Below are 20,214 nucleotides of genomic sequence, written 5' to 3'. Positions count from 1 at the left end.
TCTCCTATTAATAGAACGCCTGCAGGCCGGTCTGAGCACGACCGAGGATCAGCGCGTGAACGTCGTGAGTACCTTCATAGGTATTCACCACTTCCAGGTTGACCAGGTGACGGGCGACACCGAATTCATCGGAGATCCCGTTACCGCCCAGCATGTCACGCGCCATACGGGCGATCTCGAGAGACTTGCCGCAAGAGTTACGCTTCATGATCGAAGTGATTTCAACCGCAGCAGTGCCTTCATCTTTCATGCGACCCAGACGCAGGCAGCCTTGCAGCGCCAAAGTGATCTCGGTCTGCATATCCGCCAGCTTTTTCTGGATCAACTGAGTAGCGGCCAACGGACGACCGAACTGCTGACGATCCAGGGTGTACTGGCGGGCGGTGTGCCAGCAGAACTCGGCCGCGCCCAGCGCACCCCAGGAGATGCCATAACGTGCAGAGTTGAGGCAGGTGAACGGCCCCTTCAGACCACGCACGTCCGGGAAGATGTTCTCTTCCGGCACGAACACGTTGTCCATGACGATTTCGCCGGTGATCGACGCCCGCAGGCCGACCTTGCCGTGAATCGCCGGAGCGCTCAGACCTTTCCAGCCTTTTTCCAGAACAAAACCACGGATGTCGCCGGCATCGTCCTTGGCCCAGACGACGAACACATCGGCGATCGGGCTGTTGGTGATCCACATCTTGGCGCCGGTCAGGCTGTAGCCACCGTCGACTTTGCGTGCACGAGTGATCATCGCGCCCGGGTCCGAACCGTGGTTCGGCTCGGTCAGACCGAAGCAGCCGATCCACTCGCCGGAAGCCAGTTTCGGCAGGTACTTCTGCTTCTGTGCTTCGGTACCGAATTCGTTGATCGGCACCATCACCAGCGAAGACTGCACGCTCATCATCGAACGGTAGCCAGAATCGACACGCTCGACTTCACGGGCAATCAGGCCATAGCTGACGTAGTTGAGGCCGCTGCCACCGTACTGCTCGGGAATGGTCGCACCCAACAGGCCGACCTCACCCATTTCACGGAAGATCGCCGGATCGGTCTTCTCATGGCGGAAGGCTTCGAGAACGCGTGGTGCAAGGCTCTGCTGGGCGAATTGCTCGGCAGTGTCGCGGATCATGCGTTCTTCTTCAGTCAGCTGTTGATCCAGCAGCAGTGGATCGATCCAGTTGAAGCTAGCTTTACCGCCCATGAGTGAGTCCTCGCAAATCGAGTGAATTAACGTGGCATTGATCCTAGGCCCGCTTCGCCATCCCAGCAAACGAGGATTTCGCATCCTGTTGTGCTAATTTCTCACTCCGAAACGTCGCGAAATGCCGATCAAGCGATGTATTAGTGAGGTTGACGTACATGCGCCGCAAGATACCCAGCACCACCGCCCTGATCAGCTTCGAGGCTGCCGCCCGTCACGAGAGCTTTACCAAGGCCGCCGAAGAGCTTTCCCTCACTCAAGGCGCCATTTGCCGACAGATCGCCAGCCTTGAGGACTTCCTCAGCGTCGAACTCTTCCGACGCTCGCGTCGCGGAGTGAAGCTGACGGAAGCGGGCCTCTCCTACAGCCGCCGCATCGCCACCCAACTCGACGCCGTGGAGCGCGACACCCTCTCGGTGATGGGTCAGCAAGGTACCAACGTGATCGAGCTCGCCGTGGTGCCCACCTTCGGCACGCAATGGCTGCTGCCCAGACTGAAGGACTTCCAGCTCAAGCACCCGGAAGTGACGGTCAACCTGACCAACCGCACTCGCCCGTTCCTGTTTGCAGACACTGACTTCGATGCCGCCATCTACTTTGGCGATGCCGATTGGTCGGGTACCGAATCCCACAGGCTGATGGGCGAGAATCCGATGCCGGTGTGCAGTCCAGCCCTGCTCGGCAACAAGACGCATCTGACACCCGAAGAGATCGTCGATCTGCCGCTGCTCCAGCAAACCACCCGCCCCTACGCCTGGCGACAGTGGTTCAACTCGCAACACCTGAACATTCCCCGCGACATGACAGGTCCGCGCTACGAGCTATTCTCCATGCTGGCCCAGGCCGCCATGCACGACATGGGCATCGCGCTGATCCCACCATTCCTGATTCAGCGCGAACTGGCCGAGAAACGCCTGGTCATTGCCAACCCGAAAGCGCTCTCCAGCATCAAGGCGTATTACCTGATGATTCCGGAGCGAAAGGTCGAATCGGCGTCACTCAAGGCTTTTCGCGACTGGCTGGTGAATCAGGCACACAGCTACAACCTAGAAGGCTAAAGGGTTTCAGCGATTGCTAACCCCGTAGTCAGGAAAATAAAAGCCCTACAGATATAACTATTTGTCGCAAATAAGCAGACTGTATCCGAAAGTCGTACAGACGTCCCACAAGCGCCTGCCGACGTGGCTTTGCGCCCTCATTCGCGACTCATTGCGGCCTATTCACGTCACCGATGAGAAAATTCTTTAAATTCATCCAGACTCCTTGAAAGGCACGGCCTGCAAGGGATTCAACTGGCCATCTGCGACATTCGGTCACGGGATGACTTGTAGTTAATTTTCCGTCACCCGTCATAATCCCTTGAAGGGCATAAACTTCGCCTGCAAAATGCCGCGCCCCGCCCTGATTTGGCGGGATCGTGCTGATCGGCCGCCCCAGTCGCACCATCCGTAGTGCATGGGTTTACTCAATAAGATCACGCAGGAGATTTGACGTGCACATTGGTGTTCCTCTCGAAACCCAGACCGGTGAAACACGGGTTGCTGCAACCCCGGAAACCATTAAAAAGCTGATCAGCCAAGGCCATAAGGTCACTGTGCAAACCGGCGCCGGCGTTAAAGCCAGCGTTGTCGACAGTGCCTATGAAGCGGCAGGCGCAACCATTGGCAGTGCCAATGACGCGTTTGGTGCCGAGCTGATTCTCAAAGTGGTCGCGCCAAGCGATGCCGAACTGACGCTGATCAAGCGCGGAACGGTGCTGGTGGGCATGCTCAACCCGTTCAACAACGACACCATCGCGAAGATGGCCGAATGCGGAATTACCGCGTTCGCCCTGGAAGCGGCGCCACGTACCTCCCGGGCCCAGAGCCTCGATGTGCTGTCGTCCCAGGCGAACATTGCCGGCTATAAGGCCGTGCTGCTGGCCGCTCACTACTATCCGCGTTTCATGCCGATGCTGATGACCGCCGCGGGCACCGTGAAAGCGGCGCGCGTGCTGATTCTGGGGGCCGGTGTGGCTGGATTGCAGGCGATTGCCACGGCGAAACGTCTGGGTGCCGTCATCGAAGCGTCCGACGTACGTCCGGCCGTGAAGGAACAGATCGAATCTCTCGGCGCCAAGTTCGTCGACGTGCCTTACGAGACCGATGAAGAACGCGAATGCGCGGTCGGCGTCGGCGGTTACGCACGCCCGATGCCAGCGAGCTGGATGCAGCGTCAGGCCCAGGCCGTGCACGAGCGCGCAAAGCAGGCTGACATTGTCATCACCACCGCACTGATCCCGGGTCGCAAGGCACCGACGCTGTTGAGCGCGGACACTGTGGCGCAAATGAAACCCGGCTCGGTGGTCATCGACCTCGCGGCCGCTCAGGGTGGCAACTGCCCGCTGACCGTGGCCGATCAGGTCGTGATCGAGAACGGCGTGACCATCGTCGGCCCGACCAACCTCGCCGGTGAAGTCGCCGCAGACGCCTCGGCGCTGTACGCACGCAACCTGCTGGACTTCCTGAAGCTGGTCTTCACCAAAGAAGGCCAGTTCGAAGTGAACCTCGAAGACGACATCGTCGCCGCGTGCCTGATGTGCCGCGACGGCCAAGTCATCCGCAAAAACGCCTAAGCAGGGATTCAGACGATGGAAGAGCTTATCTCCCCCGGTATCTACAACCTGATCATCTTCGTGCTGGCGATTTATGTCGGTTACCACGTGGTCTGGAACGTTACGCCTGCGCTGCACACGCCGCTGATGGCAGTGACCAACGCCATTTCGGCAATCGTGATCGTCGGCGCCATGCTCGCTGCCGCACTGACCGTCACCCCGCTGGGCAAGACCATGGGCACCCTCGCCGTGGCACTGGCCGCGGTCAACGTGTTCGGTGGCTTCCTGGTCACCCGTCGCATGCTTGAGATGTTCAAGAAGAAAGCCCCGAAAGCAAAAGAAGAGGCGCCTAAGTAATGAGCATGAACCTCGTCACGACGCTCTACCTGATCGCGTCGATCTGCTTCATCCAGGCCCTCAAGGGCTTGTCGCACCCGACCACGTCGCGCCGCGGCAACCTGTTCGGCATGCTCGGTATGGCGCTGGCAATCCTCACCACCGTCGGCCTCATCTATAAGCTTGGGGCTGAGCTGGCTACCGCAGGCATCGGTTACGTGATCGTCGGCCTGCTGATCGGCGGCACCGCCGGTTCGATCATGGCCAAGCGCGTTGAAATGACCAAGATGCCGGAACTGGTTGCGTTCATGCACAGCATGATCGGCCTGGCAGCAGTGTTCATCGCCATTGCTGCAGTGGTAGAGCCGCAGTCGCTGGGCATCGTCAAGCAACTGGGCGACTCGATCCCGGCGGGTAACCGTCTGGAGCTGTTCCTCGGCGCAGCCATCGGCGCAATCACCTTCTCCGGTTCGGTGATCGCCTTCGGCAAGCTGTCGGGCAAGTACAAGTTCCGTCTGTTCCAGGGCGCACCAGTACAGTTCAGCGGTCAGCACAAGCTGAACGCGGTACTGGGTCTCGCGACGCTGATCCTCGGCGTCACCTTCATGCTGACCGGCAACCTCGCCGCGTTCGCACTGATGCTGGCGCTGGCGTTCGTCATGGGCGTGCTGATCATCATCCCGATCGGCGGCGCCGACATGCCGGTCGTGGTGTCGATGCTCAACAGCTATTCCGGCTGGGCGGCAGCGGGTATCGGCTTCTCGCTGAACAACTCGATGCTGATCATTGCCGGCTCCCTGGTGGGTTCGAGCGGTGCGATCCTCTCGTACATCATGTGCAAGGCGATGAACCGTTCCTTCTTTAATGTACTGCTCGGCGGTTTCGGCAATACAGCAGACGCCGGTCCTGCCGGTGAGAAGGAAGCCCGTCCGGTGAAATCCGGTTCGGCTGACGACGCGACTTTCCTGCTGACCAACGCCGACACCGTGATCATCGTGCCGGGCTACGGTCTGGCGGTGGCCCGTGCACAGCACGCCCTGAAAGAGCTGACCGAGAAGCTGACCCACCACGGCGTGACCGTGAAGTACGCGATTCACCCGGTAGCCGGTCGGATGCCTGGCCACATGAACGTACTGCTGGCCGAAGCCGAAGTGCCGTACGACCAAGTGTTCGAGATGGAAGACATCAACTCCGAGTTCGGTCAGGCCGACGTGGTGCTGGTGCTCGGCGCCAACGATGTGGTCAACCCGGCCGCCAAGAACGATCCGAAATCGCCGATTGCCGGCATGCCGATCCTCGAAGCGTTCAAGGCCAAAACCATCATCGTCAACAAGCGCTCGATGGCCAGCGGCTATGCCGGTCTGGACAACGAACTGTTCTACCTGGACAAGACCATGATGGTGTTCGGCGACGCGAAGAAAGTCATCGAAGACATGGTCAAAGCGGTCGAGTAACCCTCGCCGGCAACACCGAACGCCCCGACTCGTCGGGGCGTTTTTGTTTGCGCAAAACGTCGGACAATTTGCCGCGTTGTTGCAGATCCGGTAACGGTGTTTTACTTGAAACCCGCTAAATAGACGCCTCGTTTGCGACCTTGGTAGCGGGACAGGCGCTCGCGAAATTCACTAGACTGCGCATCCTGCTACTCGCTGCCCGAGAAAATAATCCATGTACCGTGACCGTATTCGCCTGCCTTCGTTGTTGGATAAAGTGATGAGCGCCGCCGACGCCGCTGCGCTGATTGAGGACGGCATGACCGTTGGCATGAGCGGCTTCACCCGCGCCGGCGAAGCCAAGGCCGTGCCTCATGCGCTGGCCGAGCGAGCCAAGGTCACGCCGCTGAAGATCAGCCTGATGACCGGCGCCAGTCTGGGCAACGACCTCGACAAACAACTGACCGAAGCCGGCGTGCTGTCCCGGCGCATGCCGTTCCAGGTCGACAGCACCTTGCGCAAGGCGATCAACGCCGGCGAAGTGATGTTCATCGACCAGCACCTTTCGGAAACCGTCGAACAACTGCGCAACCAGCAACTGAAGCTGCCGGACATTGCCGTCATCGAAGCCGTGGCCATCACTGAACAGGGCCACATCGTGCCGACCACCTCGGTGGGCAATTCCGCAAGCTTCGCCATTTTCGCCAAACACGTGATCGTCGAGATCAACCTGGCGCACAACGCCAACCTCGAAGGTCTGCATGACATCTATATCCCGACCTATCGCCCGACCCGCACGCCCATCCCGCTGGTAAAGGTCGACGACCGCATCGGCAGCACCGCGATCCCGATTCCGCCGGAGAAGATCGTCGCCATCGTCATCACCCAGCAGTCGGATTCGCCGTCTACCGTGTCGTCGCCGGACGTCGACACCAAAGCCATCGCCGATCACTTGATCACCTTCCTCAAGCAGGAAGTCGATGCCGGGCGTATGACCAACAAGCTCGGCCCGCTGCAGGCCGGGATCGGCAACATTGCCAACGCGGTGATGTGCGGGCTGATCGACTCGCCGTTCGAAGACCTGACCATGTACTCCGAGGTGCTGCAGGACTCGACCTTCGATCTGATCGACGCCGGCAAGCTGAGCTTCGCCTCGGGCAGCTCGATCACCCTGTCGGAGCGGCGCAACAGCGACGTGTTCGGCAATCTGGAGAAGTACAAGGACAAGCTGGTACTGCGTCCGCAGGAAATCTCAAACCATCCGGAAGTGGTTCGGCGCCTGGGCATCATCGGTATCAACACGGCGCTCGAGTTCGACATTTATGGCAACGTCAACTCCACCCATGTCTGCGGCACACGGATGATGAACGGCATCGGCGGCTCGGGCGACTTCGCACGTAACGCACACCTGGCGGTGTTCGTGACCAAGTCGATCGCCAAGGGCGGCGCGATTTCCAGCGTGGTGCCGATGGTCAGCCACGTCGACCACACCGAGCATGACGTCGATATCCTGGTGACCGAGGTGGGCCTGGCCGACCTGCGTGGGCTGGCACCACGGGAACGCGCCCGGGTCATCATCGATAACTGTGTGCACCCGGATTTCCGTCAGGCGCTGAACGACTACTTCGACAAAGCCTGTGCAATCGGTGGCCACACCCCGCACATCCTGCGTGACGCCCTGAGCTGGCACATCAATCTGGAAGAAACCGGACGCATGCTGGCGGTGTAAGCCGCACAGATTTTCCGCTGGTGCAAACACAGTTTCGCCAGCGGGATTCTGGAAACCGCCAGGGCGTTCAAAAACTGTACTGCTGTACCGGTCTTTTCCTACATCTTTTACCTACTCGAATCATCGAATTGGGTAAAAATGCACCAAATAAGAGCGGACAGGTACAGTTTGCACAATTTCGACCCGTACACCCCCTATAAACAGTTAACTGGTCACTCACAATACAAGTGAACTGTATCTAGAGAGTCTGGCCAAACGAGAGGATCATGGGCACCAGTTAAACCACTACCTAATCCCGCCACAAGCGGAAGGATGTCAACCATGGAACGTACACTCAGTTCCGAACTGTTCTTCGAAGACAAAGCTGTAAACACCCAGGCTTCCCTGCCTCTGCGCGTTATCGCCAACCTGATGCTGTGGCAGCGCCGCATCTCCAGCCGCCACCAACTGGCTCGTCTGGATTCGCGTCTGCTGGCTGACGCCGGTATCAGCGAAGCACAACGCTACGAAGAGCTGAGCAAGCCGTTCTGGCGCTAAGCAGCGTCGCTGGCTCTGGTCGCTAGACCCACCGCCAGCAACCCGAATTGAACACACAAGACCCGTCGCGGGAAACCGCGACGGGTCTTGTCGTTTCAGGGCAGAAAAACCTGAATATCCAGCCCGAAACACCAGACAGGTACAGTTTTCCAAAATAGATTAATGACAAGTACAGTTACGCAAAATGTGTTCAGGCCAGCATCCTGACCACTGTGCGAATTTGCTACGGAAGCCTAAGATCCATGCAGAACGTGGCAAATGCTGTGCGACTGGCGTCTGACCTTCAGACACCGAGCCACCTCTCAATACGGTTTTTCCACAGGAGTTCTCCCATGTCCCGTCTTCGTCTGCTCAGCGCCGCCGCCTTGCTGGCCGTGGCTGCCAACGCCAGCGCCACCAGCTTCATCGTTACCACCGACGCCGTGGTTGGCGCGCTCAAGTCCTCCTCCGATGCCACCTCCGACGTCACCTCGTCCTTCCGTGACGACAAGATCGTGCTCGCCGCCCGTGACGACGCTGCCAGCTTCGTGGCCAGCGAAGGTGAAATCCGGGGCGTGAAACTGGAGAGTGCACTGGATCACATCCGTCATCAGGCGCCGCAACTGAACGCGACCGACGCACAGCTGGCCCAGGCCATTCTGACGATCTAAGCGACAGAGGCATCGCGGGGCACGCCGGTCGTGTCCCGATGTTTCGGCGCTGGCTCTAGTCCGGGCATTGCGCTAGCCTTGGGACTCGCCAACAGCTGCCGAGTCCCATGCGTTTTCTTACAAATCTGCTTATCCCCTCTGCTTTGATCACCGCCTGCTGGGTTCCTTTGGCAGACGCCTTCGATGTGTCCACACAAAACACCGTGGTCAGCGTCTGGGCCACCGGCATGGTGTCTTCCGCGCCGTTCGACCGTAAACTGATCATCGCCGCGCACGACGATGCCGCAGCGTTCGTTGCCAGTGACGGCCAGATGCGCGGCGCACAGCTCGAATCAGCCCTGCATTACCTGCGCAAGAGCCGGCCAAAACTTCATGTCAGCGACCTTGAACTGGCACAGGCAATTCTCGTCCAATAGTCATCCCTGTCCTTTCGGAGTCGTTCCATGCGTAGCCCGCTGATTGCTGCCGCCCTTGGCCTGCTGTTGTTGGCCGATATGGCCCAGGCGCACACCCTGGTAGCCACCAGTAACATCATCGTCCGCGCCTCCCAGCGCACCATCGATTTCACCTCCGATACCACCACGTCGATTCGCGACTCGAAAATCATCCGCGAAGCCCACGACGACGCTGCCAGTTTCGTGGCCAGCGACGGTGATATCCGTGGTGCAAACCTGGAAGCCGCCTTCAATACCTTGCGCACCCGCGTGCCGGAAGCCCGCGACGCCAGTGATCAGGTACTTGCCGAAGCCATTCTCGCACTGTGAAGTCACTCGGCGCCTACCTGCTGGCCGGGGCGTTGCTGCTGCTTGGCAACAGCGCCCACGCTGGCCTGCAATTGCAGCTCAAGACCGACGGACTCAGCCCCGCCCAACAACAGGCCAGCCAGGCGCTGCTCGATGAAGCCATGCAGGCATTGCCGCCGAGCTTCATCGAACGCCTGGACCGGCGCATCGATGTCGGCTGGACCGACGACATGCCCGGCAACGCCTACGGTCAGGCGACGCTCGTGTCCGAGCTGGACCTGAACCGCAAACTGCTCGCCAGCCTCACTGACGGCAGTGCGGCAAAGGAAAAAACCAATCGCCCCCACGGCACCGTTCGCCGGGAACTGCTGGCCACGGTGCTGCACGAAATCACCCACATTTACGATCGCGCACGCTTGTGGCCAGCGGCCGAACGCACGCTGATCCAGCGCTGTACCCGGCGCAACAACAGCGCTGGGCTGATCGGCATTCCCGATGAGTGCCGCGGCCAGAACGGTCGGCGCTTCACACTCAGTGATGATCCACGCTTGCTCGACCTCGCCGGCTGGCAGCAATACGTCGGGCGACGGGGTGAGCGGGAACAGCACAACCGGCAGATCGCCCGTAGCCCCGACCTCTACGAAATCTCAAGCCCGAAAGAGTTTGTCGCGGTCAACATGGAGTATTTCCTCCTCGACCCGAGCTACGCCTGCCGTCGCCCGGCGCTGTATCGCTATTACCAGCAACACTTCGGCTGGGCACCGTCGGCAAAGGATGAATGCGCCAAAACCTTCGCGTTCCTCAATGCCGGCAACGACTTTGCCAAACAGCCCCTGGGTCAGGTCGATCCGGAACGCGTGTACGCGGTGGATTATCTGTTGGCCGAAGCCAACCAGAACTGGGTCAGCCGTTGGGGCCACAGCATGTTGCGTCTGGTGATCTGCGCACCGGGCCGGCCACGCGGGCCAGACTGCCGACTGGATCTGGACCAGCACCTGGTGCTGTCGTACCGCGCCTTCGTCGGTGACGTACAGCTGTCGAGTTGGGACGGACTGGTCGGCAAGTACCCATCGCGTCTGTTCGTTCTACCCCTGGCGCAGGTGATCGACGAATACACCAAGACCGAACTGCGCAGCCTGGCGTCGGTGCCGCTGAATCTCTCGCGCAGCGAGATAGAGGGCGTGGTCGAACACGCCGCCGAAATGCATTGGAGCTACGACGGCAATTACTTCTTCCTCTCCAACAACTGTGCGGTCGAAGGCCTGAAACTGTTGCGCAGCGGCAGCAACAACGCCCGGCTCACCGGCCTCGACAGCATCATGCCCAACGGCTTGCTGGAAGTGTTGAAGGGGCGAGGTCTGGCCGATACCAGTGTGCTCGATGATCCGAAAGAGGCGTTGCGCCTGGGTTATCGCTTCGACTCGTTCCGTGATCGTTATCAGGCGATGTTCGATGTGTTGAAGAAGCAATTGCCGATCAAGCAGACAACCGTTGAAGAATGGCTTTCGCTGTCCGCCGAAGAGCGCCGGCCATGGTTCGAACGGGCCGACCTGCGCACCAGCGCCGCGCTGTTGTTGCTGGAGCAAGCCAGTTTCCGCCGCCAACTGTTGCTGGCTCAGGATGAGGTCAAGCAACGCTACCTCGGTGCCCGTGAGCTGGAAAACGGTGGCATGGACAAGGCCAACGCAACCTTGCAGCAGATCCTCGCCAACAGCGGCTTCCTCAGCCGGCCGGCAGAGTTGCTCGACTCCCGAGGTTACGGCCTGCCGCGACCGAGCGAGTTCAGCCGCCTGGAAGCAGAAAGCAGCCAGCGCCAGAAACAATTGCTGGCCCTGACCGGCGATCTGGATAAAGAAGTGCGCGCGCTTCTGGAGCCAAAACGAGCAGCCGAGATTGCAGCCAGCGAGGCCAACGTGAAGCAGATCGGCGAGCATTTGCGCAAACTGCACAAAGCCTCGGGCGGACTGGAGTTGCCCTGAAAACAACGACCCTGAAAACAAAAGACCGCAGCCTGTGAAGGCTGCGGTCTTTTTTATTGCCTGACGATCAGTACAGAACGCCATCCAGCACTTCGTAAACGATGCCGCTGCCCACCGCGATCAGCACGATGTCACCGCCGGCACGTCGCCATTCGTAGCCCGGGTAATACGGCAGGTGACTCAACGCCCGGTTATCCAGGCGCTCGCCGTAATAGCCGTGGGGCAGCGGCCGGCCACGTACCAGGTGGATGCCGGGAGGTGGCGGCGCACCGCGAACGAAGTAGCCATGATTGTCGCGGATCACCTGACGCACCGGGCCGAAATCCCGAGGCGGCGGGCCGCCGCGATGATTGCTTTGCCAATCATGGTGATCACCACCGCGATTGTCGTAGTGGCCCTGCTGCGGGCCGCCGTGGTCGTGATCATCGCGCGGATCGGCGCTGGCCAGCAGCGGTGTCGCGCTGATCATCAGCACGCCCAGACTGACAATCAGACGTTTCGGCATTTTCATCGGGTCTTTCCTCACTGCACTGACAGCAAAAAGGGATTCAGAACGGGTTCTGAATCCCTCGGTCTTGCTCATTTAGTCTGTGCCGCGAGGCCCTAATTCCTCTGTATCAGGAACTTTACCTTCAGCTGACGCGAGCCTTACGCACGCCTTCGGACAGCGCCGAACACAGGCTCAGCACGCCGTCGATGGCCTGATCCGGTGTGGTCGCGTTGGCGATGTGATCGATCAGCGCCGAGCCCACCACCACGCCATCGGCCAGACGCGCGATGGACGCGGCCTGCTCCGGCGTACGGATACCGAAACCGATGCTGATCGGCAGATCGGTATGACGACGCAAACGCGCCACCGCTTCCTCGACGTGCTCCAGAGTCGCCGCGCCGGCACCGGTCACACCGGCAACCGACACGTAGTAGACGAAGCCGGAGCTGCCGTTCAACACTTTCGGCAGACGCGCATCATCGGTGGTCGGGGTGGTCAGGCGGATGAAGTCGATGCCTGCAGCCTGGGCCGGGTCGCACAGCTCGGAGTTGTGCTCCGGTGGCATGTCGACCACGATCAGGCCATCAACGCCGGCCTCTTTGGCTTCGGCAATGAAGCGCTCGACGCCAAACTTGTGGATCGGGTTGAAGTAACCCATCAGCACCAGCGGCGTTTCGCTGTTGTCCTTGCGGAACTCGCGGACCATTTGCAGGGTTTTGATCAGGTTCTGCTTGGCGCCCAGGGCACGGATGTTCGCCAGCTGAATCGCCGGGCCATCGGCCATCGGGTCGGTGAACGGCATGCCCAGTTCGATCACGTCGGCACCGGCTTTCGGCAGGCCTTTGAGGATCGCCAGCGAAGTGTCGTAGTCCGGATCACCGGCGGTAACGAAGGTCACCAGCGCGGCGCGGTTCTGTTCTTTGAGTTCGGCAAAGCGGGTTTGCAGGCGGCTCATCAGTGTTTCTCCTGCTTGGAGGTTTCCATGTGGTGCATGACGGTCTGCATGTCTTTGTCGCCGCGGCCGGACAGGTTGACCACCATCAGGTGATCCTTCGGCAGCTTCGGTGCGCGTTTGAATACTTCGGCCAGGGCATGAGCGCTTTCCAGTGCCGGGATGATCCCTTCCAGACGACAGCACTGGTGGAACGCAGCGAGGGCTTCGTCGTCGGTCACCGAGGTGTACTGGACGCGGCCGATGTCATGCAACCACGCGTGTTCTGGGCCGATGCCCGGATAGTCGAGGCCGGCAGAAATCGAGTGGGCGTCGATGATCTGGCCATCGTCGTCCTGCAGCAGGAAAGTGCGGTTGCCGTGCAGCACACCCGGTACGCCGCCGTTGAGGCTGGCCGCGTGTTTGCCGGTCTCGATGCCGTAACCGGCGGCTTCGACGCCGATGATCTCGACGCTCTTGTCATCGAGGAACGGGTGGAACAGGCCCATGGCGTTGGACCCACCGCCGATGCACGCCACCAGGCTGTCCGGCAGACGACCTTCCTGGGCTTGCAACTGATCACGGGTTTCCTTGCCGATCACCGCCTGGAAGTCGCGAACCATGGCTGGATAAGGGTGCGGGCCGGCCACGGTGCCGATCAGGTAGAAGGTGCTGTCGACGTTGGTCACCCAGTCACGCAGCGCTTCGTTCATCGCGTCTTTCAGGGTGCCGGTGCCGGCGACCACCGGAATCACTTCAGCGCCCAGCAGCTTCATGCGGAACACGTTGGCCTGCTGACGCTCGATGTCGGTAGTGCCCATGTAGATCACGCAATCCAGACCGAAACGTGCAGCCACGGTAGCGGTGGCCACGCCGTGCATGCCGGCGCCGGTCTCGGCGATGATGCGTTTCTTGCCCATGCGCCGCGCCAGCAGGATCTGGCCGATGCAGTTGTTGATCTTGTGCGCGCCGGTGTGGTTCAGCTCTTCGCGCTTGAGGTAGATCTTGGCGCCACCGCAGAACTCGGTCAGGCGCTCGGCGAAGTACAGCGGGCTGGGACGTCCGACGTAGTCGCGCTGGAAGTAGGCCAATTCTTCTTTGAACGCCGGATCTTCCTTGGCCGCTTCGTATTCGCGGGCCAGATCGAGGATCAACGGCATCAGGGTTTCAGCGACATAACGGCCGCCGAACGAGCCAAACAGGCCGTTGGCGTCAGGGCCGTTACGCAGATCGGAGGTGTTCGAAGTCTGGGTCATGGTTCGCTCCAGCGGATTTCACGAGAAGACAATGGCGTTCACTCTACCCCTGACCTTCCAGGCTGAAAACCGATAAGATCGCCACAACCTGTCAGGAAAACTCACAGATATCATGAGCCATGACCTTCCCCCTCTGAATGCCTTGCGCGCCTTCGAAGCCACCGCCCGCCTGAACAGCGTCAGCCATGCCGCCGAACAGCTGCACGTCACCCACGGCGCGGTCAGCCGTCAGCTCAAGGTGCTTGAAGAGCATCTCGGCGTCAGTCTTTTCGTCAAGGAAGGTCGTGGCCTGAAACTCACAGATGCCGGCATCCGTCTGCGCGATGCCAGCGGCGAGGCGTTCGACCGCTTGCGCAGCGTCTGCGCCGAACTGACCCAAAGTACCGCCGACGCACCGTTCGTGCTCGGCTGCTCCGGTAGTTTGCTGGCGAGGTGGTTCATTCCGCGGTTGGGAAGGTTGAATGCCGATCTGCCGGATTTGCGTCTGCACTTGTCCGCCGGTGAAGGTGACCTCGATCCGCGCCGCCCGGGCCTGGATGCATTGCTGCTGTTCGCCGAACCGCCGTGGCCGGCGGACATGCAGGTGTACGAACTGGCCAGCGAGCGCATCGGCCCGGTCATGAGCCCGCTGTTCAGCGGCTACCAGCGCCTGCAATCCGCACCGCCCATTGCCCTGCTCGACGAACCCTTGCTGCACACGACTTCACGCCCGCAAGCCTGGCCAAGCTGGGCGCAGCAAAGCGGCCTCGAAGCCAAGGCATTGAAACTGGGGCAGGGTTTCGAGCATTTGTATTATTTGCTGGAAGCGGCCGTCGCCGGGTTGGGCGTGGCGATCGCGCCGGAACCGCTGGTGACCGAAGACTTGAAGGCAGGTCGCCTGGTCGCGCCATGGGGTTTCAGTGAAACCCCGGCGCAACTGGCGTTGTGGCTACCCAAGCGCGCCGCAGACGGGCGCGCCCGACAATTGGCGCAATGGCTCAAAAACGAGCTGCACCAGGCGGATCACTCGCCGCGCTTGAACAGCAAATAAGCGGCCAGCAGACCCAGCGCACCGACCGCCACACCGGCGGTCGTCCACGGATGTTCCTGCGCGTAGTCACGGGTGGCGATCCCGGTCTCGCGGGTTTTGACTTTGACTTCTTCGTACGCATCGCTGAGCAGGCTGCGCGAATGTTTCAGCGCACTTTCAGCGTTGCTCTTGAGCGCCTTGAGGGTCTTGCGCGATTCGTCCGAAGCGTCGTCCTTCAGGCTCTCCAACGACTTGAGCAGACTCTCGATCTCCGCTTCCATGCTTTGCAACGAGGCTTTGCGTAACGAGGTGTTGGCCATGGTGGCTCTCCTGCATTGGTGATGAGTGGCGTGTGTTGTTTGGGACTTCACGGGTTCTGGAAAGTGCAGAAAATCTGAACTCCGGTTTCTCCCGGCGACCGAAATCAACAGCGCAAATCGCTGCTAGGCTCAATTGCACACTTCAAGGAGAACACCATGAGTGACCATCACACCTACAAGAAAGTCGAGCTGGTCGGTTCGTCGACCACCAGCATCGAAGACGCGATCAACAATGCGTTGGCCGAGGCCAACAAGAGCATCAAGCATCTGGAATGGTTCGAAGTGACCGAAACCCGCGGCCACATCAAGGACGGCAAGGCGGCGCACTTTCAAGTGACCCTGAAAGTCGGGTTCCGGATTGCCAGCAGCTGAGTTTGGTCTACGCTTCTGAACTTGCGCGCTGGCCGAGTGCCATAGGAATGGCAAAGCGCTACAGGGTGAGCGCATCGGGCGAACGGCTCGATGCTCGCCTTTATTAATCCGACCAGGGAGTGCGACCGATGAAGAAGTTCATGTTGGCGGTAGGTTTGTTGAGCCTTGCGGGTGGTGCGTTTGCTGCCGGCAAGCCCTGTGAAGAACTGAAGGCCGAAATTGCGGCCAAGCTGGATGCCAAGGGCGTTTCCGGGTATTCGCTGGAGATTGTCGACAAGGGTGCAGCCAGTGGCGGCAAAGTCGTCGGCACTTGCGAAGGCGGTGCCAAAGAGATCGTCTACACCCGCGGCTGATCACGCCGGAAAAACAAAAGCCGACGCAATGCGTCGGCTTTTTTGTTGGCAATGATTTTTCATGTGGGCGCGAGCCTGCTCGCGATGGTTGTGTCAGTCACTCAAGACGTTGGCTGACATGGTGCTTTCGCGAGCAGGCGCGCTCCCACAGGAAATCAGATTGAATTTCAGCCCTTCATCACCTGCGCCAGCAATTCGTAGGAATGCAGACGGTCGGCGTGTTCGTACAGGTCGCAGGTGAAGATCAGTTCGTCAGCCTGGGTCTGTTCGATCAGCACTTCGAGTTTCGCGCGGATTTTCTGCGGGCTGCCGACCATCGCCAGACCGAGGAAATCCCCCACGGCTTCACGCTCATGGGGCAGCCACAGGCCGTCCATGGTTTTCACTGGCGGGCGCTGCACCAGACTTTGCCCACGCATCAGCGCGAGAATGCGCTGGTACACCGACGTCGCCAGGTAATCGGCGTGCTCATCAGTATCGGCCGCCACCAGCGGCACGCCGAGCATCACGTACGGTTTATCGAGCACTGCCGATGGCTTGAAGTGATTGCGATAGACGCGAATCGCCTCGTGCATGAAACGCGGTGCGAAATGCGAGGCAAAGGCGTAGGGCAAACCGCGCTCGCCGGCCAGTTGCGCACTGAACAGACTGGAACCGAGCAACCAGATCGGCACATTGGTGCCGGTACCCGGCATCGCGATCACGCGCTGATCCGGGGTGCGCGGGCCGAGGAAGCGCACCAGCTCTGCCACGTCCTCGGGGAAGTCGTCGGCACTGCCGGAGCGCTCACGACGCAAGGCACGGGCGGTCATCTGATCGGAACCCGGTGCGCGGCCCAGACCGAGGTCGATCCGCCCCGGATACAGGCTTTCAAGGGTGCCGAACTGCTCGGCGATCACCAGCGGCGCGTGGTTGGGCAGCATCACACCGCCAGAACCGACCCGAATGGTCGACGTGCCGCCGGCCAGATATCCCAGCAACACCGAGGTGGCGGAACTGGCGATGCCATCCATGTTGTGGTGCTCGGCGACCCAGAACCGCGTGTAGCCGAACTTCTCGACATGCTGCGCCAAATCCAGCGAGTTGCGCAGCGACTGCGCCGGGCTGCCGTTCTCGCGCACCGGCACCAGATCGAGGGTGGAAAACTTTACGTCGGACAGTTGCTTCATAAACCTGCATCTCCGATTGAGGGCGCAGGTTTGTTCTTGGCGAACGCAAACCTGCCCAATTCATAAGCGTGTTCTTTGCAATAAGGGCATATACCCGAGTTTCAATAGCCGATCCGAAATTTCCTACTAAAAAAGTCAACGATTCACTTGGGCTGAACTTTGTTCCGGCGTCTATCCTCAGAAGCCTTGCAGGCAAAAACCACGACGGCGCGGCATTTCGCGCCCGAATTGAAGGAGGCACACATGGCTATCGTGAAGAAGGCATCCGCGCACTGGGAAGGTGACCTGAAAACCGGCATCGGCTCGATTTCCACCGAAACCGGCGTCCTGCGGGAAGCGCCCTACGGCTTCAAGGCCCGCTTCGAGGGCGGCAAGGGCACCAATCCGGAAGAACTGATCGGCGCCGCCCATGCGGGCTGTTTCTCCATGGCGTTCTCGATGATTCTCGGTGACGCCGGGCTCAAGGCCGACAGCATCGACACTCAGGCCGAAGTCACGCTGGATCAGGTGGATGGCGGCTTTGCGATCACCGCAGTCAAGCTGATCCTCAAGGCGAAAATTCCCGGAGCGACCCACGCGCAGTTCGAAGAACTGAGCAACAAGGCCAAGGAAGGTTGCCCGGTGTCCAAGGTGCTGAATGCGAAGATCACTCTCGACGCGTCGCTGGTTGGCTGACGGATTGAGCCGAATCAGAACCCGCCAGGCAAAAATGTGGTCGAATAAATGACAGCAGCTTTCGCGCATCTTCGTGCGCGCTGCTTCGATGGAGCTTCAACCATGAAACGTTTTGCCTTGGCGGTTATCTGTGGCGTGCTGGCAACGTCGGCCTTCGCAGCGCCCAAAGACTGCGAAGAACTCAAGCAAGAGATCGAAATCAAGATTCAGGCGAACGCCGTGCCCTCCTACACCCTGGAGATAGTCTCCAAAGAGGAAGCGGAAAAACACGACGTCGCCATGATCGTCGGCACCTGCGACAACGGCACCAAAGCCATCATCTATCAGAAGAACGACCGCTGATACGCCTCAGATGATGCAGTTGACTTCGCGGTCCTCGGCGACGATTTCCCGCTTGTCGTTGTACAGGCGGGCACTCGGGGTGAACGCCAGCGACCGGCCTTCGAGCAAGTAACGCTGTCCCGCCTCGAAATGATCGTAGCGGATGGTCAGATAACACAACCGCTCAACAGGGCCGGTCAACAGGCTGCCGCCTCCGCCGAACACTTCAAAGTCGAAGCGCACCCGCAGCTCGTGGCTGCCGGGGGTGACCTGAAAGAAACGTCCGTCAGTCAGCCGCTTGTTGTCGAGACGCTCGGCCATCAGCAGTTTCCCGCCGGGGGTGGGCGTGGAGAATTCGACCCAGGCCATGTTCGGGTCGACGGGGGGCAACGGTGTCTGGCAACCGGCGAGTACGCCTGCGGCCAGCAACAACATCAACGTGCGCATGATGGATGTCCGTGAGTTCGGACATCCAGCATAACGCCGATCAGGTTCGCTGGCAGCCCGCCGGCGTACCCTGACCCACCACTTTGCGCTGTTGGTCGTAGAGCTTGGCCCACGGGCGGAAGCCGATGCTTCCCGCCTGCAACTCATAGCGCTGCCCGGCGTTGAAATCCTTGAATTTGACGTTCAACTGACAATCGCGCCAGAGCGGCTCGGCGTCCGGGCCGATGTTCGTCGCCTCGACCGGGAATTGATAACGCACCGTCAGCTCATGGCTGCCGGGCTGCACTTCGAAGTAACGATGATCGACGGCAGCCTTGTTGTCGACTTCCAGCGCCTGCAACGCCGTGTCCTGTTGCCGGGCATCCAGATCGATCCAGGCTTGCGAGGGGTCAGGGGTCGGCATTCCGAATCCGGCACAACCGGCCAGCGTCAGCACGCCTCCTGTCAGTATCAACATGCGCATAGCGGAGCTCCAATGGGCGGGATAGTCTTGGGCAGACTTTCCGGGGGGATTTCTTATTTTGATCAGGCCGCTTCCAAGCCATGGGTTACTTGATCGCGTTTTGCGGATTTTGTTTCCGGGTGTGATGATTTTGTTGCTCAACGGTTGCTCAAGCCTGAGCTATTACAGCCAGCTGGCCAGCGGTCAGCTGCAGCTTTTGCGGGCGCGGGAGCCGGTGGCCAAGGTGATCGCCGACCCGGCTCGCGACCCCAAACTGCGCACTCATCTCGCCCAATCCCAGAAAGCCCGGGCCTTCGCCAGCGAACACCTGCACCTGCCGGACAACCAAAGCTATCGCCTCTATGCCGACATCGGTCGGCCGTTTGTCGTGTGGAATGTGTTCGCCACCCAAGAGTTTTCCCTGAGCCCGCAGAACCATTGCTTCCCGATTGCCGGTTGCGTGGCCTATCGCGGCTATTACAGCCAGAGCGCGGCGCGGGGCGAGGCAGCGATTCAGCGCCTGCAAGGCATGGACGTGTCGATCGGCGGCGTCGAGGCCTACTCGACCCTGGGCTGGTTCAACGATCCGATCCTCAATTCGATGATGGGCTGGGGCGACGAGCGTCTGGCGACGCTGATCTTCCACGAACTGGCCCACCAGCGTTTCTATGTGAAGGACGACACCGAGTTCAACGAGTCCTTCGCGACCTTTGTCGAGCAGGAAGGTACGCGGCAGTGGCGAGCGTTTCGTGGCCTGCCCCCGGAAAACGACTCGAAGCTCAAGCAGCGCGATCAATTCATTCAGTTGATCCTCGACACACGCTCGCGGCTTGAAAAACTCTATGCACAGCCATTGGCGGCGACGCAGATGCGCGAGGGCAAGGCAGCGGAATTCGAACGGTTTCGACACGACTACCGAACGATGCGCGATGGCCAGTGGGCCGGAGACAAACGCTATGACGCCTGGGTCAATGCACCGTTGAACAACGCGCGACTGTTGCCGTTCGGGCTGTATGACCAGTGGGTGCCGGCGTTTGCGGCATTGTTCAGGCAGGTCGGTGGGGATTGGGTCAGGTTTTACGCAGAGGTCGAGAAGTTGGGTGGCTTGCCAGTCGTTGAGCGTAAGTCGGCTCTGAGAGTGCTGGCAGGCTCTTAAACCTGGAGCGGCTTTTTGTCCCCATTGCGAGCAAGCTCGCTCCTACAGGAAACCGAGTTCTACTACTGAAACGCGGTCACTGCG

At 60.2% G+C, this 20,214-nt stretch carries 24 protein-coding genes; 16 read left to right on the top strand and 8 right to left on the bottom strand.

Annotated features, from left to right (window positions below; translation table 11 throughout):
* Positions 1-7: 7 nt before the first annotated feature.
* Entirely contained in the window at positions 8-1,189 is a 1,182-nt protein-coding gene (locus IHQ43_RS00655) for an acyl-CoA dehydrogenase (protein WP_011331834.1), read from the bottom strand.
* Positions 1,190-1,347: 158 nt separating this feature from the next.
* Here IHQ43_RS00655 and IHQ43_RS00650 point away from each other — a divergent pair, with 158 nt between their 5' ends.
* The 10 genes from IHQ43_RS00650 (at position 1,348) to IHQ43_RS00605 (ending at position 11,189) form a co-directional block, all read left to right on the top strand.
* A complete protein-coding gene (locus IHQ43_RS00650) occupies positions 1,348-2,247 on the top strand; it encodes a LysR family transcriptional regulator (RefSeq protein WP_192563017.1) in 900 nt (299 codons plus the stop codon).
* 434 nt (positions 2,248-2,681) lie between these two features.
* Positions 2,682-3,803 (top strand): Re/Si-specific NAD(P)(+) transhydrogenase subunit alpha, encoded by a 1,122-nt coding sequence (locus IHQ43_RS00645; RefSeq protein WP_011331831.1) that lies wholly within the window; start codon positions 2,682-2,684, stop codon positions 3,801-3,803.
* Between the two features lie 15 nt (positions 3,804-3,818).
* Positions 3,819-4,139, top strand: a complete 321-nt coding sequence (locus tag IHQ43_RS00640; protein WP_003220416.1) for an NAD(P) transhydrogenase subunit alpha part 2 — start codon at positions 3,819-3,821, stop codon at positions 4,137-4,139.
* Positions 4,139-5,572 (top strand): NAD(P)(+) transhydrogenase (Re/Si-specific) subunit beta, encoded by a 1,434-nt coding sequence (locus IHQ43_RS00635; RefSeq protein ID WP_115079871.1) that lies wholly within the window; start codon positions 4,139-4,141, stop codon positions 5,570-5,572. The genes IHQ43_RS00640 and IHQ43_RS00635 overlap by 1 nt, the downstream gene beginning before the upstream one ends.
* Before the next feature lie 214 nt (positions 5,573-5,786).
* Positions 5,787-7,280: an acetyl-CoA hydrolase/transferase family protein gene (locus tag IHQ43_RS00630; protein ID WP_064592552.1), complete on the top strand. Its 1,494-nt coding sequence runs from the start codon at positions 5,787-5,789 to the stop codon at positions 7,278-7,280.
* 321 nt (positions 7,281-7,601) lie between these two features.
* Positions 7,602-7,817, top strand: a complete 216-nt coding sequence (locus tag IHQ43_RS00625; RefSeq protein WP_007911656.1) for a DUF1127 domain-containing protein — start codon at positions 7,602-7,604, stop codon at positions 7,815-7,817.
* A gap of 332 nt (positions 7,818-8,149) precedes the next feature.
* Complete coding sequence (locus IHQ43_RS00620; protein WP_007953908.1) at positions 8,150-8,467, top strand: DUF2388 domain-containing protein; 318 nt, start codon at positions 8,150-8,152, stop codon at positions 8,465-8,467.
* Between the two features lie 107 nt (positions 8,468-8,574).
* Positions 8,575-8,883, top strand: coding sequence for a DUF2388 domain-containing protein (locus IHQ43_RS00615; RefSeq protein ID WP_192563016.1), 309 nt, complete (start codon positions 8,575-8,577; stop codon positions 8,881-8,883).
* 27 nt (positions 8,884-8,910) lie between these two features.
* Complete coding sequence (locus tag IHQ43_RS00610; protein ID WP_007953910.1) at positions 8,911-9,231, top strand: DUF2388 domain-containing protein; 321 nt, start codon at positions 8,911-8,913, stop codon at positions 9,229-9,231.
* A complete protein-coding gene (locus IHQ43_RS00605; RefSeq protein ID WP_192563015.1) occupies positions 9,228-11,189 on the top strand; it encodes a DUF7844 domain-containing protein in 1,962 nt (653 codons plus the stop codon). Before IHQ43_RS00610 ends, IHQ43_RS00605 begins: the two co-directional genes overlap by 4 nt.
* Before the next feature lie 67 nt (positions 11,190-11,256).
* Here the strand turns inward: IHQ43_RS00605 and IHQ43_RS00600 are convergent, their stop codons facing one another.
* The 3 genes from IHQ43_RS00600 to trpB all read right to left on the bottom strand — a co-directional run bounded on the left by IHQ43_RS00600 (position 11,257) and on the right by trpB (position 13,866).
* Positions 11,257-11,700: an anti-virulence regulator CigR family protein gene (locus tag IHQ43_RS00600; RefSeq protein WP_192563014.1), complete on the bottom strand. Its 444-nt coding sequence runs from the start codon at positions 11,698-11,700 to the stop codon at positions 11,257-11,259.
* 121 nt (positions 11,701-11,821) lie between these two features.
* Entirely contained in the window at positions 11,822-12,634 is an 813-nt protein-coding gene (gene trpA, locus IHQ43_RS00595) for a tryptophan synthase subunit alpha (protein WP_192563013.1), read from the bottom strand.
* On the bottom strand, positions 12,634-13,866 hold the full coding sequence (trpB, locus tag IHQ43_RS00590; protein ID WP_007953916.1) for a tryptophan synthase subunit beta: 1,233 nt from the start codon (positions 13,864-13,866) through the stop codon (positions 12,634-12,636). The genes trpA and trpB overlap by 1 nt, the downstream gene beginning before the upstream one ends.
* Positions 13,867-13,978: 112 nt before the next feature.
* Here trpB and IHQ43_RS00585 point away from each other — a divergent pair, with 112 nt between their 5' ends.
* Positions 13,979-14,896, top strand: coding sequence for a LysR family transcriptional regulator (locus tag IHQ43_RS00585; protein ID WP_192563012.1), 918 nt, complete (start codon positions 13,979-13,981; stop codon positions 14,894-14,896).
* Here the strand turns inward: IHQ43_RS00585 and IHQ43_RS00580 are convergent.
* Complete coding sequence (locus tag IHQ43_RS00580; protein WP_011331820.1) at positions 14,869-15,195, bottom strand: ElaB/YgaM/YqjD family protein; 327 nt, start codon at positions 15,193-15,195, stop codon at positions 14,869-14,871. The two genes, IHQ43_RS00585 and IHQ43_RS00580, sit on opposite strands and share 28 nt — an antisense overlap.
* A gap of 156 nt (positions 15,196-15,351) precedes the next feature.
* Between IHQ43_RS00580 and IHQ43_RS00575 the strand changes: the two genes are divergently transcribed.
* Together IHQ43_RS00575 and IHQ43_RS00570 are read left to right on the top strand one after the other, a co-directional pair.
* Positions 15,352-15,567 carry a dodecin gene (locus IHQ43_RS00575; RefSeq protein ID WP_005783406.1) on the top strand — a complete coding sequence of 72 codons (216 nt, stop codon included), beginning with the start codon at positions 15,352-15,354 and terminating at the stop codon, positions 15,565-15,567.
* A 128-nt stretch (positions 15,568-15,695) separates the two neighbouring features.
* Positions 15,696-15,920, top strand: coding sequence for a DUF1161 domain-containing protein (locus IHQ43_RS00570; protein ID WP_085748065.1), 225 nt, complete (start codon positions 15,696-15,698; stop codon positions 15,918-15,920).
* 167 nt (positions 15,921-16,087) lie between these two features.
* On the opposite strand, the gene IHQ43_RS00565 is transcribed toward IHQ43_RS00570, so the two are convergent.
* Positions 16,088-17,089, bottom strand: a complete 1,002-nt coding sequence (locus IHQ43_RS00565; RefSeq protein WP_192563011.1) for an LLM class flavin-dependent oxidoreductase — start codon at positions 17,087-17,089, stop codon at positions 16,088-16,090.
* Between the two features lie 243 nt (positions 17,090-17,332).
* On the opposite strand from IHQ43_RS00565, the gene IHQ43_RS00560 reads away from it, so the two are divergent.
* Both IHQ43_RS00560 and IHQ43_RS00555 read left to right on the top strand, forming a co-directional pair.
* On the top strand, positions 17,333-17,764 hold the full coding sequence (locus IHQ43_RS00560) for an OsmC family protein (protein WP_192563010.1): 432 nt from the start codon (positions 17,333-17,335) through the stop codon (positions 17,762-17,764).
* A gap of 102 nt (positions 17,765-17,866) precedes the next feature.
* Positions 17,867-18,106 carry a DUF1161 domain-containing protein gene (locus tag IHQ43_RS00555; protein ID WP_074689739.1) on the top strand — a complete coding sequence of 80 codons (240 nt, stop codon included), beginning with the start codon at positions 17,867-17,869 and terminating at the stop codon, positions 18,104-18,106.
* Between the two features lie 6 nt (positions 18,107-18,112).
* On the opposite strand, the gene IHQ43_RS00550 is transcribed toward IHQ43_RS00555, so the two are convergent.
* Together IHQ43_RS00550 and IHQ43_RS00545 are read right to left on the bottom strand one after the other, a co-directional pair.
* On the bottom strand, positions 18,113-18,532 hold the full coding sequence (locus tag IHQ43_RS00550) for a PA0061/PA0062 family lipoprotein (RefSeq protein WP_192563009.1): 420 nt from the start codon (positions 18,530-18,532) through the stop codon (positions 18,113-18,115).
* 40 nt (positions 18,533-18,572) lie between these two features.
* Positions 18,573-18,995: a PA0061/PA0062 family lipoprotein gene (locus IHQ43_RS00545; RefSeq protein WP_192563008.1), complete on the bottom strand. Its 423-nt coding sequence runs from the start codon at positions 18,993-18,995 to the stop codon at positions 18,573-18,575.
* Between the two features lie 58 nt (positions 18,996-19,053).
* Here IHQ43_RS00545 and IHQ43_RS00540 point away from each other — a divergent pair, with 58 nt between their 5' ends.
* Positions 19,054-20,130: an aminopeptidase gene (locus tag IHQ43_RS00540; RefSeq protein WP_192563007.1), complete on the top strand. Its 1,077-nt coding sequence runs from the start codon at positions 19,054-19,056 to the stop codon at positions 20,128-20,130.
* Positions 20,131-20,214: the final 84 nt, after the last annotated feature.

Origin of the sequence: Pseudomonas gozinkensis (assembly GCF_014863585.1) — a bacterium.
Lineage (GTDB): Bacteria > Pseudomonadota > Gammaproteobacteria > Pseudomonadales > Pseudomonadaceae > Aquipseudomonas > Aquipseudomonas gozinkensis.
The sequence above is the reverse complement of the archived record's forward strand: the minus strand, read 5'-3'. Positions and strand labels throughout refer to the sequence as shown.

Excerpts from the sequence above, each read along its gene's own strand:
- IHQ43_RS00610 (WP_007953910.1), top strand. The coding sequence starts at position 8,911 with ATGCGTAGCCCGCTGATTGCTGCCGCCCTTGGCCTGCTGTTGTTGGCC.
- trpA (WP_192563013.1), bottom strand. The coding sequence starts at position 12,634 with ATGAGCCGCCTGCAAACCCGCTTTGCCGAACTCAAAGAACAGAACCGC.
- IHQ43_RS00625 (WP_007911656.1), top strand. The coding sequence starts at position 7,602 with ATGGAACGTACACTCAGTTCCGAACTGTTCTTCGAAGACAAAGCTGTA.
- IHQ43_RS00600 (WP_192563014.1), bottom strand. The coding sequence starts at position 11,700 with ATGAAAATGCCGAAACGTCTGATTGTCAGTCTGGGCGTGCTGATGATC.
- IHQ43_RS00640 (WP_003220416.1), top strand. The coding sequence starts at position 3,819 with ATGGAAGAGCTTATCTCCCCCGGTATCTACAACCTGATCATCTTCGTG.
- IHQ43_RS00585 (WP_192563012.1), top strand. The coding sequence starts at position 13,979 with ATGAGCCATGACCTTCCCCCTCTGAATGCCTTGCGCGCCTTCGAAGCC.
- IHQ43_RS00655 (WP_011331834.1), bottom strand. The coding sequence starts at position 1,189 with ATGGGCGGTAAAGCTAGCTTCAACTGGATCGATCCACTGCTGCTGGAT.
- IHQ43_RS00580 (WP_011331820.1), bottom strand. The coding sequence starts at position 15,195 with ATGGCCAACACCTCGTTACGCAAAGCCTCGTTGCAAAGCATGGAAGCG.
- IHQ43_RS00620 (WP_007953908.1), top strand. The coding sequence starts at position 8,150 with ATGTCCCGTCTTCGTCTGCTCAGCGCCGCCGCCTTGCTGGCCGTGGCT.
- IHQ43_RS00545 (WP_192563008.1), bottom strand. The coding sequence starts at position 18,995 with ATGCGCATGTTGATACTGACAGGAGGCGTGCTGACGCTGGCCGGTTGT.
- IHQ43_RS00555 (WP_074689739.1), top strand. The coding sequence starts at position 17,867 with ATGAAACGTTTTGCCTTGGCGGTTATCTGTGGCGTGCTGGCAACGTCG.
- IHQ43_RS00635 (WP_115079871.1), top strand. The coding sequence starts at position 4,139 with ATGAGCATGAACCTCGTCACGACGCTCTACCTGATCGCGTCGATCTGC.
- IHQ43_RS00560 (WP_192563010.1), top strand. The coding sequence starts at position 17,333 with ATGGCTATCGTGAAGAAGGCATCCGCGCACTGGGAAGGTGACCTGAAA.
- IHQ43_RS00615 (WP_192563016.1), top strand. The coding sequence starts at position 8,575 with ATGCGTTTTCTTACAAATCTGCTTATCCCCTCTGCTTTGATCACCGCC.
- trpB (WP_007953916.1), bottom strand. The coding sequence starts at position 13,866 with ATGACCCAGACTTCGAACACCTCCGATCTGCGTAACGGCCCTGACGCC.
- IHQ43_RS00575 (WP_005783406.1), top strand. The coding sequence starts at position 15,352 with ATGAGTGACCATCACACCTACAAGAAAGTCGAGCTGGTCGGTTCGTCG.
- IHQ43_RS00650 (WP_192563017.1), top strand. The coding sequence starts at position 1,348 with ATGCGCCGCAAGATACCCAGCACCACCGCCCTGATCAGCTTCGAGGCT.
- IHQ43_RS00630 (WP_064592552.1), top strand. The coding sequence starts at position 5,787 with ATGTACCGTGACCGTATTCGCCTGCCTTCGTTGTTGGATAAAGTGATG.
- IHQ43_RS00565 (WP_192563011.1), bottom strand. The coding sequence starts at position 17,089 with ATGAAGCAACTGTCCGACGTAAAGTTTTCCACCCTCGATCTGGTGCCG.
- IHQ43_RS00550 (WP_192563009.1), bottom strand. The coding sequence starts at position 18,532 with ATGCGCACGTTGATGTTGTTGCTGGCCGCAGGCGTACTCGCCGGTTGC.
- IHQ43_RS00570 (WP_085748065.1), top strand. The coding sequence starts at position 15,696 with ATGAAGAAGTTCATGTTGGCGGTAGGTTTGTTGAGCCTTGCGGGTGGT.